Origin of the sequence: Cohnella ginsengisoli (assembly GCF_029525555.1) — a bacterium.
GTDB lineage: Bacteria > Bacillota > Bacilli > Paenibacillales > Paenibacillaceae > Cohnella > Cohnella ginsengisoli.
This window is the reverse complement of sequence record NZ_JAPDHZ010000006.1, coordinates 323,228-341,696: the sequence shown is the minus strand read 5'-3', so window position 1 is coordinate 341,696 and position 18,469 is coordinate 323,228. Positions and strand designations below refer to the sequence as shown.

Annotated in this window: 14 protein-coding genes and 1 pseudogene; 14 read left to right on the top strand and 1 reads right to left on the bottom strand. The window is 55.6% G+C overall.

The window, feature by feature from the left end:
* Window positions 1-194: 194 nt before the first annotated feature.
* Window positions 195-1,397 (bottom strand): IS256 family transposase, encoded by a 1,203-nt coding sequence (locus OMP38_RS28100; protein ID WP_277564084.1) that lies wholly within the window; start codon window positions 1,395-1,397, stop codon window positions 195-197.
* Window positions 1,398-1,784: 387 nt separating this feature from the next.
* Here OMP38_RS28100 and tnpA point away from each other — a divergent pair, with 387 nt between their 5' ends.
* The 14 genes and pseudogenes from tnpA (at window position 1,785) to OMP38_RS28030 (ending at window position 18,410) form a co-directional block, all read left to right on the top strand.
* Window positions 1,785-2,114, top strand: coding sequence for an IS66 family insertion sequence element accessory protein TnpA (gene tnpA, locus OMP38_RS28095; protein ID WP_277568028.1), 330 nt, complete (start codon window positions 1,785-1,787; stop codon window positions 2,112-2,114).
* Window positions 2,115-2,130: 16 nt separating this feature from the next.
* Window positions 2,131-2,501, top strand: a pseudogene (locus tag OMP38_RS28090) (YdeI/OmpD-associated family protein); the annotation flags it as partial.
* A 245-nt stretch (window positions 2,502-2,746) separates the two neighbouring features.
* Window positions 2,747-5,356: a glycoside hydrolase family protein gene (locus tag OMP38_RS28085; protein WP_277568027.1), complete on the top strand. Its 2,610-nt coding sequence runs from the start codon at window positions 2,747-2,749 to the stop codon at window positions 5,354-5,356.
* A 115-nt stretch (window positions 5,357-5,471) separates the two neighbouring features.
* Window positions 5,472-6,479 (top strand): LacI family DNA-binding transcriptional regulator, encoded by a 1,008-nt coding sequence (locus OMP38_RS28080; protein WP_277568026.1) that lies wholly within the window; start codon window positions 5,472-5,474, stop codon window positions 6,477-6,479.
* A gap of 284 nt (window positions 6,480-6,763) precedes the next feature.
* Window positions 6,764-8,128, top strand: coding sequence for an ABC transporter substrate-binding protein (locus OMP38_RS28075; RefSeq protein WP_277568025.1), 1,365 nt, complete (start codon window positions 6,764-6,766; stop codon window positions 8,126-8,128).
* An 84-nt stretch (window positions 8,129-8,212) separates the two neighbouring features.
* Entirely contained in the window at window positions 8,213-8,860 is a 648-nt protein-coding gene (locus OMP38_RS28070; protein ID WP_277568024.1) for a carbohydrate ABC transporter permease, read from the top strand.
* Window position 8,861: 1 nt separating this feature from the next.
* Window positions 8,862-9,104, top strand: a complete 243-nt coding sequence (locus OMP38_RS28065; protein ID WP_277568023.1) for a carbohydrate ABC transporter permease — start codon at window positions 8,862-8,864, stop codon at window positions 9,102-9,104.
* On the top strand, window positions 9,105-9,416 hold the full coding sequence (locus OMP38_RS28060) for an ABC transporter permease family protein (protein ID WP_277568022.1): 312 nt from the start codon (window positions 9,105-9,107) through the stop codon (window positions 9,414-9,416).
* Between the two features lie 155 nt (window positions 9,417-9,571).
* Window positions 9,572-9,961: a carbohydrate ABC transporter permease gene (locus OMP38_RS28055; protein ID WP_277568021.1), complete on the top strand. Its 390-nt coding sequence runs from the start codon at window positions 9,572-9,574 to the stop codon at window positions 9,959-9,961.
* Between the two features lie 25 nt (window positions 9,962-9,986).
* Window positions 9,987-13,472 (top strand): alpha-L-rhamnosidase C-terminal domain-containing protein, encoded by a 3,486-nt coding sequence (locus tag OMP38_RS28050; protein WP_277568020.1) that lies wholly within the window; start codon window positions 9,987-9,989, stop codon window positions 13,470-13,472.
* The gene (locus OMP38_RS28045; RefSeq protein WP_277568019.1) at window positions 13,375-15,099 is read left to right on the top strand and encodes a hypothetical protein; all 1,725 of its coding nucleotides are present in this window, start codon (window positions 13,375-13,377) and stop codon (window positions 15,097-15,099) included. The genes OMP38_RS28050 and OMP38_RS28045 overlap by 98 nt, the downstream gene beginning before the upstream one ends.
* Window positions 15,100-15,102: 3 nt before the next feature.
* A complete protein-coding gene (locus tag OMP38_RS28040) occupies window positions 15,103-15,552 on the top strand; it encodes a glycoside hydrolase family 36 N-terminal domain-containing protein (RefSeq protein WP_277568018.1) in 450 nt (149 codons plus the stop codon).
* On the top strand, window positions 15,521-17,299 hold the full coding sequence (locus OMP38_RS28035; protein WP_277568017.1) for a glycoside hydrolase family 36 protein: 1,779 nt from the start codon (window positions 15,521-15,523) through the stop codon (window positions 17,297-17,299). Before OMP38_RS28040 ends, OMP38_RS28035 begins: the two co-directional genes overlap by 32 nt.
* Before the next feature lie 139 nt (window positions 17,300-17,438).
* A complete protein-coding gene (locus OMP38_RS28030) occupies window positions 17,439-18,410 on the top strand; it encodes an SGNH/GDSL hydrolase family protein (protein WP_277568016.1) in 972 nt (323 codons plus the stop codon).
* The last annotated feature ends 59 nt before the right edge of the window (window positions 18,411-18,469 follow it).

Sequence of the window (18,469 nt, the reverse complement as noted above, 5' to 3'; positions counted from 1 at the left end):
CCACGAAGTTACACGGTTTTTCCGGGTAACTCGCTCTCGCGTGCTGGCTCGCATCGGAGTTGCACGGTTTTTCCGGCTAACTCCGCACTCGAGCGAGGTTTGCCACGAAGTTACACGGTTTTTCCGGCTAACTCGCTCTCGCGTGGGTCAAGTCCATATTTATGTGTAAAATCCTCGTCGACGAATTTTGTTGCTTACTTTTGATTCTTCGCACGCTCTTTCTGCCACGCATGGTACCTTGTCATGTCCATGAAGCGCTTGTTGCTCCATAATTCTTCGAGCTCCATGAGCACGGCACCGATTAATCGGATAACCGATTCACGGTTCGGAAAAATCTGTATAACCGATTCTCGCCGACGGATCTCCCGGTTGACTCGCTCCATGCCGTTCGAGGTCCGGATTCTTACCCGGTACTCTTCCGGGTATGCCAGTACCGCTGTGGCGTCGTCAAATCCTCGCTCCAGCGTCTCCATGGCCTTTGGCGCTTTCTCCTGGTACATCTCTTGCGTTTCTTCCAGCAGCCTTCTCGCGCTCTCCAGGTTCTGCGCTTCGAATATCGAGCGCAGAGCCGCCTTTATTTCGGATTGTAGTGCCTTCGGCGTGACATCTAGAATATTTCGCGTAAAATGCGTCTGACACCTTTGCCATGTCGCCCCTTGAAAGTGATGCTTAATCGCTTGGACAAGGCCGCCATGCGTGTCGCTGATGACCAGGTCTACGCCATGGAGTCCACGCTGCTTCAAGCCCTCAAAGAATGCACTCCAGCTCGCTTCGGACTCGGTATCGTCGATGGAAATTCCAAGCACCTCACGGTTACCGTGCTCGTTGATGCCGTAGCCGGTTAACACGCCACGGGAGCGCACCCGACCGTTCTCTCTAACTTTGACATACATGGCGTCCACAATGACAAACGGGTAGCTCTTTTCCTCCAAGGAACGCGTGCGCCAAGACTCCACCAGCGGATCCAACTGCTTACACAGCTCGCTCACTGTGGATTTCGAAAACGTTGTACCGCAAAGTTCCTCTGTAATCCGCTGAACCTTCCGCGTCGAGACGCCGTTCACGACCATCTCCATAAGGGATGTCACCAGCGCCTGCTCACTACGTTGATACCGGGCGAATAGCTCTGTGGAGAACTGGCCGTCTCGAAACCTCGGAACCTCCAGCTGCAGCTTGCCTACCCGTGTCGTTAATCCTCGCGCATAACTGCCGTTTCGCTGGCCTTGACGGGTTTGCGTACGCTCGTAAGGTTCGGCCTCCAGTTGATCTGTTGCTTGCGCCTTCAACACCTGGTTGAGCACCGTCTCCAGCAGCTTGGCCACTCCCTCGTCACGTGCCTGTCCAATAAACAATTGATGCAATAGTGCCTCGTCTAGTGTAATCTGATACTGAGCCATGAATAGCCCTCTCCCTTGAATGTTGTCTCGACAACTCCATTCTAGACGAGGTTCTATTTCATGGCTCTCCTTATTTTCAAGAGGCCATCCATTTTACACAATTATATGGACTCAACTCCCGCTCGCAACCCCGCCGCTCACCTGACACTCCAAAATAGCGCAAAATCACGCTATTCTCCCACTCACTCCTCCCGCTCGCAACCCCGCCGCTCACCTGACACTCCAAAATAGCGCAAAATCACGCTATTCTCGCGCCCACGCCCCCCCTCCCGCTACCTCGTCGCTCTCGTGACACTCCAAAAGTAAGCGTCAAATCCTCCCCCACCTTCGCAAGTGTCCATCGGCGTGAGATCATTCTCCCACAACGTCAGACGGGTAGGACTTTTAATGGCTAGAGCAGAGATTCAACAGAAATGGGAAACGCGCGTCGCTGCATTTCGTGCGAGCGGAGAAAAAGCAACGAGCTGGTGCAAAGCCAATGAGGTGGACCGTCGCCAGCTCTACATCTGGATGAAAAAGCTCAGCGGTTCATCCGAGCGTACCGTAAGCGGTGGCAACTCCATCCCCTTCCTCCAGGTCGCCGTCGCATCTGAAGCAAAAGCGAGACCAACCCCCTCGATTCGAATTCAACTCGGCTTAGCCACTATCGAAGTAGATGCTGGATTTAACGCCGCTTTACTGCGCGACGTGGTCCAGGCGTTGGAGGGCGTATGCTGAGCGACCTCACCAGCTGGATCCGAACGGGATCCTGATCCAACAGACGGAAAACGTACAAGCCGGTCGCCAGATTCGGTTCACGAACGTCCAGGAGATCGTAGAGCGTGCGGCGATATTAAAAGACTACATTCAAGATGCGGTCAATGTTGAAAAGTCGGGACAGGAAGTGGTGTTTAAAAAAGAACACCGAATTCGCCGTCGCCGAGGAGCTTCAACGTGAATTCGACGACAATCCGGCTTAAAAAAACGGCATTCGAAGCATTAACGCCTGGGCGCCAAAGGGCTTATTTGCTCCATTTTTCTCAGCCTAAGCAGGCTAAAACGAGAGAGGCCAGAGTGGAGAAATACAAACCTAAAATCCTTGAAGGGAAAGGGTTGGACGATTAGAAAGCTTAGATAAGCCGAGCGGACACATATCTTAGCGCTTGAAAGAGCTTGTTTCCCGAGGTCGGCTGATACCGCGGTCCATCGAAGTAACGCTATCCAGCGTTACATGGGATCCGTTGTCGCCGCGGTCCATCAAGTAACGCTCTATTGAACATGGGACTCGGAGTTCCCTCTTGTCAAATTAATGCGCTTACATTATGATTAAATAAAAATAAAACGTTTCACTAAAATTGGAGGGATTTTTTATGAAAACGAAATGGCTCTCGTTTGTTCCTGCAATTCTGCTTTTATTATTATGCTTGCCAATAACCGCAAGCGCCGTTTCGTCAACTTCGCAGCAGCTTGCGGTCGTTGGCTCTCCCGGTTGGGATATATACAGCGGAGCGACGATCGGCGGATATCGTTACGGTCCTTCTTTTATCGTGAATAGCGACGGCAGCATCGACATGTGGGCTTGCTCCGAGGGAGGCAGTCCGTTGCCTTACGATTACATCCGTTACCAGCGGTCTACGGACGGCGGGGTGACGTGGGGGAGCAATCAGATCGTGCTGCCGCCGACGGCCGGTTCGATGGATGCGCTCTCGACTTGCGATCCGGGCGTCATCAAGTTCGGCGGCTATTATTATATCGCTTATACGTCAACGACCAACCGCGGAGGCACGAACAACCAGATCTTTGTCGCGCGGTCCACGAGTCCGACGGGGACATGGGAGAAGTGGAACGGCACGGGCTGGGGGGGCAATCCGCAGCCTTTTATCGTCTATGACGGCAGCCCGCTCGTTTATGGCGCAGGTCAGCCTTCATTTGTCGTCAAAGGCTCCACGCTCTATATCTACTACAGCTGGATCGATAACAATATGAACCAGATGCGGGTAGCTACCGCATCGACCGTCAATGCGAACTGGCCCGGAAGTCTGACGTATCATGGCGCAGGCATCAATAAATCGTCCTTTGAGGATGCTACGGACGTCAAATACGTCGAAGCGCTCGACAAGTTCATCGGCGTGCAGACCAACAATTGGGGCTCGGATGTGTCTTATATCGAAGTTTACAGCTCGTCCAACGGCTTCGATTTTACAAAGGAATATTATATGGACGGCGATCATTATGCCAGAGCGAGCAACGCAGGACTCAGCGGAGATGCCCTGGGCCATATTAAAGCGACCGATTCCCCGTTCCTGAGCTACGCTTACGGTTCATTCGGCGCCACGTTGAACTGGAATACGCGGTTGACTCCGATCACGATGAGTTTAAAAACGAGCGGCGCCTTTAGCGATAATTTCTCCGGCGGCGCCGGCAAATGGACGGCCTACCAAGGAAGTTGGTCGGTATCGGGAGGCGCATATACGCAAAGCAGCCTTACCGCAGACACAGCCTATGCAGGCGCGTCCGGAACTGTATTCGGCAACGCCATCTACGATGCCGACGTGCGCATTACGGCTGCAGCCGATCCCGGAGAATGGGCGGGGCTCCATATCGGAAAGATCAAGGAGAACGATAATTTCACCCAAAGCGGATATCTCGTCTTTATAAGAGCGAACGGCAACATGGCCCTGTTCAAAGCCGGAACGGGGCAGGTAACGGGAGAAACGGCTAGCGGCCTGGATCCGACTGCCGGCTCCGTTCATTTGAAGGTCGTAAAGAGCGGAGGCAATATCAAAGTGTTCACGAACGGCAGCGCTTCGCCGCTAATCGACTGGACGGATAACGGACTTTATTATGACAGCGGTTATTTCGGCGCGGTAACGCGGCTTGCCAGCGCGACATTCGATAATGTCGCGGCCATCAACAACTTTAGTGACGACTTCACTTTCGGTGCAGGCAATTGGACCGCGAATTCGGGGACCTGGGCCGTGTCGGGCGGCACTTACAATCAGACGAATGTCGCGGCGGACCCCGGTTCAAGCACGCTGAACAATCTGGTGCTCGGCAATGGCGTGATCGAGGCGGATGTTAAAATAAACGCCGGCACCACCGGCAATTGGATCGGGCTCAGCTTCGCAAAGACGCTTCCCACGGACGCTTATTTTGACAGCGGCTATCTCGTCTTGCTGGAGCCGAGCGGGAATGTCTCTTTGTATAAAGGCGGAACCGAAAATAAGGTGGTCGTGAAGCCAGTAACGACAGGGACAAATCCAACGACCGGCTTTGTCCATTTGAAGGTGATGAAGCATGGCGGCAACATCCAGGTGTTCGTAGGCAATGTGGCAAGCCCGCAGATCGATTGGAACGATCCAAAAACGGTATTCGGAAGCGGATATGCCAGTCTCACCAATGTCAAAAGCAGTGTTTCGTTCGATAATATCGCATGGACGACACAGAAGGTTCCGGGAGGGTCGACGAATCTGGGCGCATCCAACATTCCCAATCTGGCCAGGTTCAAGACGGTGACCTCGAACGATTCGCTGGTCATTGCCGACTGGGACGTGTCGCGGTTGACGGACGGCATAGAGACGCCGGTATTCGGTTCGGCCGGTTATACGACAAGCTCGTATAGCGCTGCCAATATTTCCGCCACGCCGGTTTGGGTCGACATCGATCTCGGTTCGGATCAGACCGTGGACAAGGTGAAGCTGTTTCCGAGGCTGTTTACCGAGGCGGTAGGGGGAGGATCGCCGAACTTTCCCGTCGACTTCACGATTCAGACGGCGCCGGACGGGGGGGAGCTACGGTACGGTCGCAACGATCTCGAATCAGGGCAATCCCGTCGGCTTTCCCCAAGAGTACAATTTCACGCCGGTAACTGCCCGCCATGTTCGCATATTCGTCACGAAGCTCGGAACGCCGACCGTCGACGATCCCGGCAGCTATCGTCTTCAATTGTCGGAGATCGAAATTTACCACTATCAGCTTAGCTAAAGATTAAAGGGATAAAGGCGCAAGGGCGGGAGAAGTTTCTTCGCTCTTGCGCCTTTTGCTTGCACTGTGTTATGTTCATTTTATTAATTAAACGATTTAGGAGTTGTTTATTTGGCTACTATCAAGGATGTCGCCAAGGCGGCCGGCGTATCGATCGCGGCCGCTTCTCTGGCGCTCAACGGCAAAGGAAGCTTGTCCGAAGAAACCCGCGCCAAAATTATCGAGACGGCCGAAAGGCTCAATTATAAGCCGAATGCGCTTGCGAAAGGCTTGGTTACGAGCAATAAAATCAATACGATCGGCATTATCATCCCGAAGCCCGGTACCGAGTTCTTGCCTTTTGTCGGTATGGACATCCTGGGCGGCATCGGCGAGGTGGCCAACGAAAAGAAGTATAATATGCTGCTCGACTGGGAGGAAGGCCTGGGCGGCACCAAGGTGCTCGACCTCGTTCGCAGCGGGATCGTACGCGGCCTTGTGTTTTTCCTGCCGCTTAACGACGTAACGACCTTCCGGGCGCTCAACGATCTTAATTTTCCTTATGTCCTGATGAGCAGGCCGCCCGAAGGCGTATACTGCAGCTGGGTAGACGTAGACAACGTGGATGCCGCCTACCAGGCGACCGTATCGCTCATTAAAGCCGGCCATACGCGGATTTCCTTTTCCTCCCCGGGACCCATCGACTTCCTCGTCAGCAGCGACCGTCACTCGGGCTATCGCCAGGCCTTGCTCAGCCACAATATTGCTTACGACGAATCCTATGTATCGATCGGCAACGGCGATATTCAGAGCGGTAAAGCGGCCATGACGCATTTTCTTAGCCTAAAGGAACCGCCGACAGCCCTTATTGCCGGTTCCAACCTGCTCGCGATCGGCATGCTCGAATCGCTCAAAGAGCATGGACTGGACCATCGGGATAAAGCGATCATTACGTTCGACGACAGCCCGCTCGCGGAGAGCTACGGCATCTCGGCCATTCATATTCCGACGAATACGATCGCGAAGGAATCCGCGCGTCTGCTGATCAAGCGTATTGGCCACACCCGTCGCGTAGAACCGGAAAACATCGTCATCGATGCGCAGCTCATCGTCCGCAACACGTTCGTCCCAGCCAGATAATAAGCAGCCTCGTTCGGAATGTCCGGATCGCCCGGGAAATTCCCGAACGGAGGCTGTTTTTTACACAAGTCCCCTCGTTTTTAGCATTGACAATTTAATCGCCTGGGGATAAAATCATTTAAGTAAAACGTTTTATGTTTGTTTTACTTAAGCGTTGATCAACCATACAGGGGGGAAGCAAAAAAAAGGAGGAAAGCTTGAAACGAACCGCAGCCGCTTTAAATGCCATTGCAATCGTCAAGACATCATCTCAATCGCGCTGAACAATCGAGGAGGTTAACCAAATGAAAGCAGGCAAAATGAAAACAGTAGTATTGGCGACGGTCATGATCGGCTCGATGCTGATGAGTGCCGCATGCGCGGGGAATTCGGACAGCAACAATTTGAAAACGAATACAAACGGTGCGACCGGAAGCGGCGCAGCGGTTCAATCGGACGCAAGCAAGTCGCATGACCCGGTCGAACTTCGCGTAGGCGTACCCGAATGGCCGGGCGAGTCTGAAAATGTGGAAGCCGTTGTAAGCGCGTTCAAAGAAAAATATCCTTACGTGACGGTCAAAGTCGAGAAGATGGTCGGGGACCCTCACGCGAAGGTGCTCGCGCAGGCGGCGGCGAACGAATTGCCGGACGTATTCTGGCTGCCGGATACCTCGGTAAGAGAGTATCAGGATCTGGGCATCCTTGCTCCGCTCGACGCCTATTTCGAGCCGAATGGCGTTGACGTCGCCGACGTTTACCCCAGCATGCTCGACCTGGGAAAAGTAGACGGCCAAACGTACATGGTCCCGCGGGATTACGCGCATGTCGTCACGCTGGTCAATACGTCGCTGCTTAAGGAAGCCGGATTGCCGCTGCCGTCTAACGACTGGAGCTGGGATACGTTCATGGACTATGCCAAGAAGCTGACGAAGAAGGATGCCTCGGGCACGACGACGCAATGGGCGGTCAACTCCAACATTCACTGGTGGGCGGTATGGACGCCGTTTGCGCTGGGCCGCGGCGGCAAGCTGATCGACGAAGCGGGCAGCAAGGTAACGGTCGCTTCCGATCCGCTCGTAGGCCAAGGATTAAAGGATCTGTGGGATTTGTCCAAGGACGGTTATGCGCTCGACCCGAACGGCCAATATCCGGAAGACATGTTCATGGCCGGCAAGGTCGCCTTTTACTTCGCGGTGAAGTCCGTCGCCTCTTCCATCAACGACGTCTCCAAAGCCAAAGGGTTCGAATGGGATGTCGTACCTTTCCCGCGATTGCCTTCCGTTCATGCGGTCGGCGGCGGCACGAGCGGATACAGCGTCAGCTCGAAGTCGAATAACAAGGACGAAGCGGGCGCTTTCGTATCGATGTTCCTGACGGAGGCCGGCCAGAAGGCCTTTAACTCGGCAGGCAACTCGGTTCCGGTCCTCAAATCGCTGGCCGGCGACGACGTATGGCGGAACAGTCCGGTGGAGGGCAAGAACGTCGAAGCGTATACGATCGCGCCTGAAGCCGACATTCTTCCGATTTTGAGCGCGAAGCTCCCCGTATCGCTGATCAACGAATCGAACGCCGGCTACGAGGACGCGATGAACAAGTATTTGCTGGGCAAGCTGCCGTTGGAGGATGCGCTTAAGGAATGGGAAGAACGCATTAACAAGGCTTGGAAATAACCGAAGGGCAGCGCAGCAGGAGTTTCGGGGCGGGGGGAGCGAGCAGGTGTCCCTCCGCCCGAACGCGGAAAGGGGAAGAGCTTCATGAGATTCACAAAAAAAGTGCGTGAAGCGATCGCCGGCTATTTGTTCACATCGCCCGTGACGGTCGGCATACTGCTGTTCACCGCTTGGCCCGTACTGCAGTCTCTGTACTACAGCTTCACGAAATTCAATATTATCAAGTCGCCCCAATGGGTCGGCACGGACAACTACGACAAATTGCTGCATGATCCGGAGTTCTGGCAGTCTTTAAAGATTACCGGCATTTTTACCGGCATTTCCGTGCCTGCATCTCTCCTGATCGGTTTTCTGCTGGCGCTGCTGCTCCATCGCAATCTGCCCGGCATCGGCTTGTTCCGGACGATCTTTTATTTGCCGGTCGTCGTTCCGGTCGTGGCGCTGGGCATTTTGTGGAAGCAGCTGTACAGCCCGACTTACGGCTTCGCGAACAAGTTGCTGGATATGGTCGGATTGCCGCCGTACACCTGGTTCTCGCATCCGGAATCGGTTATGCCTTCGCTCATTATTATGGGGCTGTGGCAGGCGGGCGGATCGATGATCATCTGGCTGGCCGGCTTCCAGGGCATTCCCGCTCAGCTGTACGAAGCGGCGATCGTGGACGGCGCATCCCGGATGCGGCGATTCTGGACCATCACGATCCCGATGATTACGCCGGTCATCTTTTTTTAATTTGATCATGGGCTTTATCGGCTCCTTCCAGGTGTTCGGCCAAGTCATGGCCACGACGGCGGGCGGGCCGCTCAACGCAAGCAACTTTCTCATGGTGATGATTTACAAGAAGGCGTTTCGCACGCTGGAGATGGGGTATGCTTCGTCGCTGGCATGGGTGCTGTTCATTATCGTGCTGCTGCTGACGGCATTCATCTTCAGAACGAGCCGATCCTGGGTCCATTACGAAGGAGAGGTCAGATAGATGAGATTGCCCCTTAAATCTTCGTTGGTGCTTTATGCCTTGCTGCTGGGAAGCGCGGTCGTTTTTCTGTTTCCGCTGATCTGGATGGTCGCCCGCAGCTTTATGGGACTAGACGATCTGTACAAGGTTCCGCCGGTCGTCTTTCCGACGCAATTCACGGCAGAGGCGTATTCCGAAATTTGGACAATCAAGCCATTTCTTTCTTATATCGGCAACACCGGCATCGTTGTCTTTTTCAGTGTCGTCGGGGGCACGCTGTCGGCCGCTTTTTTGCGCTTTCGGATTCGCCCGGTTGCGGTTTCCCTATCGTAATCTCATATTCGGCATCGTACTTGCGACGATGATGCTACCGGGCGCGGTGACGATGATTCCGGTTTACGTGCTGTTCAGCAAGCTGAATTGGACCAATACGCTGCTCCCGCTGATCGTACCGACTTTTTTTGACGGCGGAGCGTTCAATATTTTTTTTGCTCCGGCAGTTTTTCGCGACGCTTCCCCACGATTTCGACGAGGCCGCCAAAATCGACGGCGCGAATCTCTGGCATATTTTTTGGCGCATTTCCATGCCGCTGTGCAGGCCGGGACTGACGGTTGTGGCCATCGGTGTATTCATGTCGACCTGGAACGATTTTATGGGGCCGTTAATTTATTTAAGCAAGGAAAAAAGCTTTACCCTGGCGCTCGGATTGTATGCATTGTCCCCAGGCGAAGCAGGCGGCGCAACCATCGGTTCGATTACGACGGCGCAGCTGATGGCGGCCTGCAGCCTTGCGGTCGTCCCGGTCATTCTCGTCTTTTTCTTCGCGCAGAAGAAGCTGATCTCGGGTACGGTCGTCTCGACGGGCATCAAAGGTTAAAGGTGAATGGAAGGGACTGAAGGGCGTGGCTGACAAAGCGGTACCGAAGTGGATCTGGCACGAAGCCGGCAGCGATCGCATGCAGGTCGTGTTGGAGAGAAGCTTCATTGTGGAAACGGCGGAAAACGATGCAAAGCTCTACTTGGCCGCGACAGGCCATGTCGTGATTTCTTTGGACGATCGGCTGGTCGGGGAGTTGCCGGAGCATCCGGGCAATCTCGCTTCGTTTACGGAAATTGGCTTCCCTGAAACGATCGCCCCAGGCCCTCATCGGATTGAATTGAAGATCGTCTGCAACGAGCCGATGCCGATTGTGGACGTCAATGTCCATCTGATCGAACGGCGCGTTGGCTGTATCGGCTTTCTAGAAGGAAACGGGGCGTGGCTGCCGACGGACGAGAGCTGGATCTCCGAAGACTTGCCGGCCCGAGCCGTCTGCGTGTATGGAGAAGAGCCGTACGGCGACCTGGAGAACGCACCTTCATGGTTCGTCAAAGGCGGGTACGGCGACATCGGGACGAGCGCCTTGACGTACTTCGACGTATTGGAACAATCGAAGTTAGCCGCGCAAATCGGCGAAGAAGGCATTTTAACGTTAAAAGGGATGTATGCGAAGGAAACTCAGCTCCCGGAGATAAGCCGGAACGAAAGGCATATTTTTTACCATTTGCGCAAGCAGCAGGAATGGACCGAGCTGCGCGATTTTCAGCTGCAAGCGGGCCTGGATGAGGGACCGTGGATTCGCGTAGCGATGGATGCCGAATACAATATGCGGTTTCGCGTCGACAACGACTCGGATCGGCCGGCCTTGCTCTTATGGAACGGCGCGGAATCGATTGCCGAGCTGGACAACTATGCCGGCTGCATCACCGAAAGCTTCGCGGTCGACCCTGGCGGGAGCTTCACGATATTGCCCCAGGGCATACGATACGTGCAATTTTTCATGATCGGTCCTCCGGAAGAAGCGTTTAAACTGCGCATCGCATTCGAAGCGGTCGGCGTCATGCTTGAGCCGATCGGGCAATTCCGCTCCGACCTTCCCGCTGCAGACCGGATCTATCAAACGTCGATGCATACGAATCGGATCTGCCATCAGACGGGGCTATGGGACGGCGTGAAGCGCGATCGCCTGAACTGGACCTACGATTTCTTTATGGCCGCCAAAGCCGATTACGTGCTATGGAACGATTTTGCCGTTTTGAAGCGTACGATCCGGGAGCTGGGCGATACGCCTTACGGTTATTGGATGAATTCGATTCCCGCCTATACGTGCTGGTGGTTCGTTAACGTATGGGACTATTACTTGCATACCGCCGACCGGGAATTCGTGATAGAAATGAAGCCGGACCTGACCAGGCATATGGGATGGATCATCGAAAATATCGATCCTGCGTCGGGGTTTTTGAAGCAGCGTCACCAGGCGTTTATCGAATGGGTGCCGATGACGGAGGCGGATGCCTGGCATACGCTGCATGCGGTACTCGCGCTGGCGATCAAAAGCGTGCGTCAACTGAACGAAGCGATTCCCGGCCTCGAACTGCCCGTTCCCGCGAACCCCTTGCCGGCGATTCCCGCCTCCGAATTTTTGAACAGCTCATCCTTGATTGCGCTCTTGCTCGGCGCCGAGAGCGGCTATGTGTGCGAAGCGCAGGAGGTCGCCGCCTTGAACCGCATCGCGTTAAGCGATCCGGTAACGCCGTTATCCGCCTATTGGCTGGCCGAAAGACTTGCGCTCCGTGGGAAGCAGGACCAAGGCTGGGAGGCGGTCGAGCGCGTATGGGGCCGGATGCTCGAACTAGGGGCGACGACCTTTTGGGAAAGCATTACGCTTGCGCCGGCGGACGATTTTCATCATGCCTTGACGACTTACACGGCTTACGATTCTTATCGGATCAGCCTGTGCCACAGCTGGTCGAGCACGCCCGTCCAGTGGATGAGCCGACATCTGCTCGGCATTCGGCCGCTTGCGCCCGGCTACAGCAAGATCGCCTTCCAACCGCATGCGGTGCCTGGCATGAATCGCTGCCAGGGAACTGTTAGTACGCCTCTGGGACCTGTACTTGTTAGGTGGGAGAAGCAAGCTGACGGTACGTTGGTTTCGACGATCGAAGCGCCTGAAGGCGTTGAGATTGTCGACGGCACCGGAGACGATCGCTTGCAGCCGCTAACCAGGGGGGAATCGGAAGTGAATCCATCCGAATTCAAGGAGCCGGCAGTCGAGTTCCGCCCCGTTCCGTTCTGGTCGTGGAACGGCGGACTGACCCCAGAACGTCTGCGGACGCAAATCTCTCAAATGCGCGAGGCCGGCGTCGGCGGCTTCTTCATGCATGCCAGAAACGGACTGAAGACCGGTTATCTGGATGAAGATTGGTTCGACTGCGTCCGGCTATGTATCGAAGAAGCGGATCGGTTGGGCATGAAGGCATGGATTTACGACGAAAAAGGATGGCCGAGCGGCTTCGCCGGCGGCATTATACCTTCGCTGGGGCGCCAATATCGCGCAAAAGCGCTTGTGATGCTGCCGGAGCGGCGGGAGGACGACGAGATTTGCCGGCTATTGAAAGTCTATGAAGCGGACGGCGACACCCATTTCTTATACGAATGGGTTCAACCGTTAGGCGATGCGCGATTCGAAAATGCTTCTTATGTGGACCTGCTCGATGGGCGGGTCACCGAAGCGTTTATCGAGCGCACGCACCGGCATTACGAGGCGCGGTTCGGTTCGAGCTTCGGGCGAACCGTCCCGGGCGTTTTCAGCGACGAAGCCTGCGCCTTGCTATGGCTGAATCCTGATGTTCCGGCGCTGCCATGGACGACTAACCTGGATGAGCTTTTTTTCGATAAATACGGCTACAGCCTGCTTCCTCGCTTGCATGCGTTGTTCTTACCGGAAGGCGACTTCCGGAGCGTCCGGTACGATTATTGGTCGCTTGTCGTGGAGCTGTTCGCGGAGCGCTTCAGCAAAGTGCTGTACGACTGGTGCGACAGCCGCGGCCTTCTGTACACCGGTCATCTCATGGCCGAGGACAAGCTGGTCTACCAAATGGAATGGGTCGGCGACGTAATGCGGCAATACGAGTATATGCATATTCCCGGCATGGATCATCTGGGCCGGTATTTCCAGGTGAGCCGCCCGGAGCAACGAGAACAGCCCTACACGACGGTCTTGTCTGCGAAGCAGGTGACGAGCGTCGCGAACCAGCTCGGCAGAGAGCGGGCACTGTCCGAGCTGTTTGCATGCGCCGGCCAAGGCTTCGAATTGAGCAAGCAAAAGTGGATGACGGACTGGCATCTGATCCACGGCATCAACCTCTTTAGTCCGCATCTGCTCCCTTATTCGATGGAAGGCGAGGGGAAGCGAGACTATCCCCCCGACGCTCGGCCCGCAGCAGCCCTGGTGGGGAGACTATCGCTTGCTGACGGACTACCAGGCGAGAATGAGCTATGCGCTCACGCGCGGGAAGCGAATCGCGCCGGTGCTCGTCATTCATCCGATCGAATCGGCATTTGAATTGTATTCTCCGCTCGATCATTCGCTTGTGCCCGAGTTGAACGCGGCTTTGGAGAAGCTGTCGCTGCAGCTGCTGGACGCCCATCTGAATTTCGACTACGGCAACGAACACCTGCTGGACAAATACGGCTCGGTGTCCGAGGATGGTTTGCGCATCAAGGAAGCCGTTTATCAAGCCGTTATTATTCCGCCGTGCACGCGCCTGCGAAAATCGACGATAGCGCTGCTTGCACAGCTGTCCGAGCTAGGCTTCCCGATCTTCTGCGAAAACGGGTCAGACACACCTGTCCCGCAGGACGCCCGTGACGGCCGGGTGCCTGATTCATCGATGCTTCCCGAGCAACTCAGGCAGCTTCCTCTGCTGTCATTCTCGATCGATCGATTAAGCAAGCAAGTGCCGCAGTCGATTGTCGTAGAAGGGGAGGATGGCGGCTCCATTTGGCTTCATGAACGCGAGACGGGCTCGCAGCGGCTTTATTTTCTGGCCAGCATGTCTGAAAAGAAGCGCATTCGCGTTAAGCTCAAGATTGCGTTTGCCGCGAATTTATTCGAATGGAACGCGGAGACCGGCGAAGTTCTTCCGATCCCTGCCCCCACCGAAGGCAACCGAACGGAAGTCGATTGGATTTTCGAACCGCGCGGCACGCTGCTGCTCGGCGCCACTCCGCAAGCCGGCGAAGACGGTGTCGCCGGATACCCGATTAATGGCGCGGAAGAACGCTTTTCGATTCCCCTGGATACCGCACCTGTTCCGCTGCAGCCGAACGTGCTGTTATTGGACCGATTTTCGCGCTACGAAGAGCATGCAGCGCTGTGGTCCGCGCCGCTCCCGTTGGCGGAATGGATTCATGCCGGGTCTGCCGCCGACCCAAATACGCGATTTCTCGCCAAAGCTCATATCGGCGAAGCCATGCGCGAACTGCAACTGCAGGTCGTCGTCGAGCGCCATCTGGCTCTGGAAGTCCGATGGAACGGCTGTCCGCTCATTACAGACGGTTCCACCTGGATGGATCCGGATTGGCTCTGCTATCAGGTTCCGCCAGACCTTGTGAGACATGGCAGCAACGAAGTAGAGGCACGTCTTGGCGTTCGGGATGGTGCCGGGCATATGGAAAACATGTATGTGATCGGCGATTTTTCCGTCTTGTTAACGGATGGAAAAGCGCCGATCCTTCAGCCAGCGCAAGGTACGATAAAGGATCCGACAGGCGATCTGAGCGAACAAGGTTATCCGTTCTATGCCGGAAGCATGGGATTCGGCTTCTCGTTGGACGAAATGGAAATTCACCGGAGGCAGCAGAGGCCGCCGGGAAAATGGCTGCTTCGGTTAACCAGGCCGCAAGCCGGCTCGATTCGTTTATATGTGAACGGAATCGTTAACAATGCGCGAGCTTGGGAGCCTTGGGAATGGGATATTACGGAGCAATGGACAGGCCGAGACTGCCGTTTCGAATTTAATATCACGGGCTCGCTGCGCAATCTGATCGGTCCGCATCATCTCGCCGACGACGAAGCCATTAACTTTTTTGACGCCGTCCCATTTCTTCGACCGATCCGGATGGACGGACCGCTACGTGCTGAAGCCGCTGGCGATCGGCGAATTGGAACTCGTCTACAGGGAGATTAGCCAATGACGGATAAACCGGAGACGCTGACGATCGAGCATGCCGGCATGGCGATCGGCTTTACGGATACGGAAAACGGACTCATGCAATATACGTTTAATACCGAAAGCAACCTGAAATCAAAGGTTCCCGCGATTCCTTTTCCTCCTTTCGAACTGGCGGTCGCCGGCATTCCGTACGGACATTCGCCCGCGCTGATTGCAGGACTGACGAATCTTCCGCGAGAAATGAAGCTGCAGTCTTGGAGCTCCGACGAAGAGAAGCTTACGATGGCATACAAGCATGAGCGGCTAGGCCTAAAGGTTGAGACGGAGCTGCGATTCATTCCGGGTGCGGCCGTCATCAGGCAGTCGACTGTCGTTACGAACGAAGGCACGCTGCCTGTCGTTCTGACGCACGTCTCCTCGATGTGCGTGCAGGGCATTGCCACCGACGGGGGGGCTGCCCTGGCATGATAAAAACAAAATACGCGTCCATTATTGCCGGCAGACGTGGAACGGCGAGGGACAGTGGCGCGGCGGCGACCTGGAGGAGTTGGGGCTATACCCCACGTCGACGCACCCGAGCGCGGCCGCCGTTCATTTCTCGTCCGTGGGAAGCTGGAGCACGGGAAAACTGCTTCCGATGGCTGTATTGGAGGACCTCGAAACGGGGAAAGCGTGGTATTGGCAGATCGAGACGTCCGCGGACTGGCATTTCGAGATCGGCCACCGCGGCTCCTGGAGCGACGACAGCGGAGCAATCTTTATTCATGCGGACGGCGCCGACGAGCGGTACGGCGGATGGAGCTTGGAGCTGGCGCCCGGCGAAAAATACGAGGCCGTTCCGGCTGCCTTTGGCTGCTGCAACGGAGATTTTACGGATGCCGTCAGAGAATTGACGGGCTATCGGAGATATTTGACGCGAGCGATGAACGGGACCGTGCCTATGGCACCTGTCGTCTACAATGACTATATGAACGCGCTATGGGGCGATCCCTCCAAGGAGAAGCTCGTGCCGCTCGTCGAAGCGGCTGCCGCCGCGGGCTGCGAATATTTCTGCATCGATGCCGGCTGGTTCGGCGAGCTTGGCGCGTCCTGGGGCAGCGGGCTGGGCGATTGGCGGCCAAGCCGCAACCGGTTCGGCGAAGAAGGGCTTGAAGCCTTCCTCGCCTATATCTCCGCGCAGGGGATGGAGCCCGGCTTATGGCTCGAGATGGAGGTATGCGGCGAGGATGCCGCGTTAGCCGCCAAGCCGGACGACTGGTTCATCCGGCGTTACGGCATTCGCGCAGGCGGAGGGCCGCGCTGGTTCCTTCAATTCGGCAACCCCGACGTGCGCGCCTATATGCATGAGGTCATCGATCGTCTCGTACGGATGGGCGTACGCTATATCAAAAACGACTATAATCTTTGCATCGGAACGGGCGACGACACGGGCGGAAAAGCGGCAGCGGCCGGTCTGCAGCAGGCGATGCGGGATTTCTACGATTTTATCGGACAGGTCAAATCGCGGCATCCGCACCTGCTATTGGAAAACTGCGCATCCGGCGGCATGCGTGCGGATTACGAGGCGCTCTCCCATTTCCATCTGCAAAGCTCCAGCGATCAGGAGGATTACCGCAAGTACCCTTCGATCATCGGAGGCAGTCTCGCCGCCGTATTGCCGGAGCAGCTCGGGATATGGGCGTATCCTTACCCGCTTTTGCATGCCGATCTCGCTTTTCCTGGTAAATTAATGGAAGATTCGTATCTACAAGCGATGGAAGATGGGGAACAAACTATATTTAATATGGTTAACGGTTTGTGCGGGAGCCTTTATGTATCGGGGCATCTTCATCTGGCCGACGAAACCAATCGCCGCTTGATCGCGGATGCGGTAGCCGTGTATAAAAAGGAGAGAGACTTTATCGGCGGGTCTCATCCGGTCTGGCCGCTGGGCTTTAAGCGCATCAACGACACGGAGAGCTGGAACTGCGTAGGCTTGGCATCGTCCGACCGGAAACGCATGCTGCTATCCGTATGGAGACTCGGAAGCGGTGCCGAATATCAGACGATTCCGCTTGCGCGCTGGCGGGGGCGTAAGGCGACGGTTAACCTTGTATATCCACATGAGGATCAAGGCGTCGAAGCCACATACAGCGCCAACAAAGGGCTGCTTACGGTTCGTTTTCCGAAAACCTATCAAGCCCGGCTGTTCGAGGTTCGCTTCGACACCGATTAGGAGGACGCCATGCCGGAGACACGATTCGAGACCGCTCGCTTAAAAGAGCTGACGAAGCCCTTTTGGACCGGAAATTTCATGCTTTACGAGCCTATTCTGCCCGTCGCAAAGGGAGAGGGGGGAACGGATCGAGGGCCGATTGCTGTACAAGCCGGAGGAGATCGTTGAAGTACGCAACGCCAGATTAGACACGATATACGAGGAAGGAAAGGATTGGGTCGTAGAAGACGGACGACTGTGGTTCCCTCCCCAATCGCGCGTTCCGATTACCCGTATCGAGGAAATGTTCCCGGAGGAGAACCGGGAGGGATGGGTACAGAAGAGAGTGGGCGGCGGCTACAGCTTGTTTTCGGAAGGCCGCTTTTTCCATGACAAGCAGGTCGTTGTCAGCTACAAATGCCGTAAAACTAGCAGGTATCGCGCTATTGGGGCACCTGAGGCAGCATGTCCCAAACGGACGGCCGCAAAGTTGGCGAACGCCGAGCCGCTCAACCTGCTCGTATTCGGAGACAGCATCGCGGAAGGCGCGAATGCAAGCGGAAAAACCGGTGCAGCTCCTTTTATGCCGACATGGGGCGAGCAAGTCTCGGCGATTCTGGAAGAAACGTACGGATCGAAAATCGCTTATAAAAATGGTTCGGTCGGCGGAATCACCAGCGAGGGCGGGCTTCGGATCGTGGACCGGGTATTGGAAGACTTGGCACCCGATGTGGCCATCATCGCCTTCGGCATGAACGACGGCACAAGCAAGGTCGCGCCGGACCAGTATGCGGCCAACATCTCGGCGATCATGAAGCGGGTGGAGAACGTAAACGGCGCTGCGGATTTTATACTGGTCGCGCCGATGCTGGCGAACCCGGACACTTTTTTCTCGGGAAATCAGGCGGAATATGCGGATGTCCTGCGCGATCTTGCGAGCGCAAGCGGCGGCAGAGCAGCGGTCGCCGATATGACGGCCGTTCACCGGGAGCTGCTGAAGTACAAGAATTATGCCGATCTGACCGGCAACAACGTTAATCATCCGAACGATTTCCTCATTCGCTGCTATGCCCAGGTCCTGTTGTCTTTGATCATGGGAAGAGGAGAGGAAGAGAACGTAAGCAACCGCTAGCCGAACAAAACCAGCCGACCCCCGTTAGTTCATTGGGCAGTCCGGCTGGTTTTTTGTTG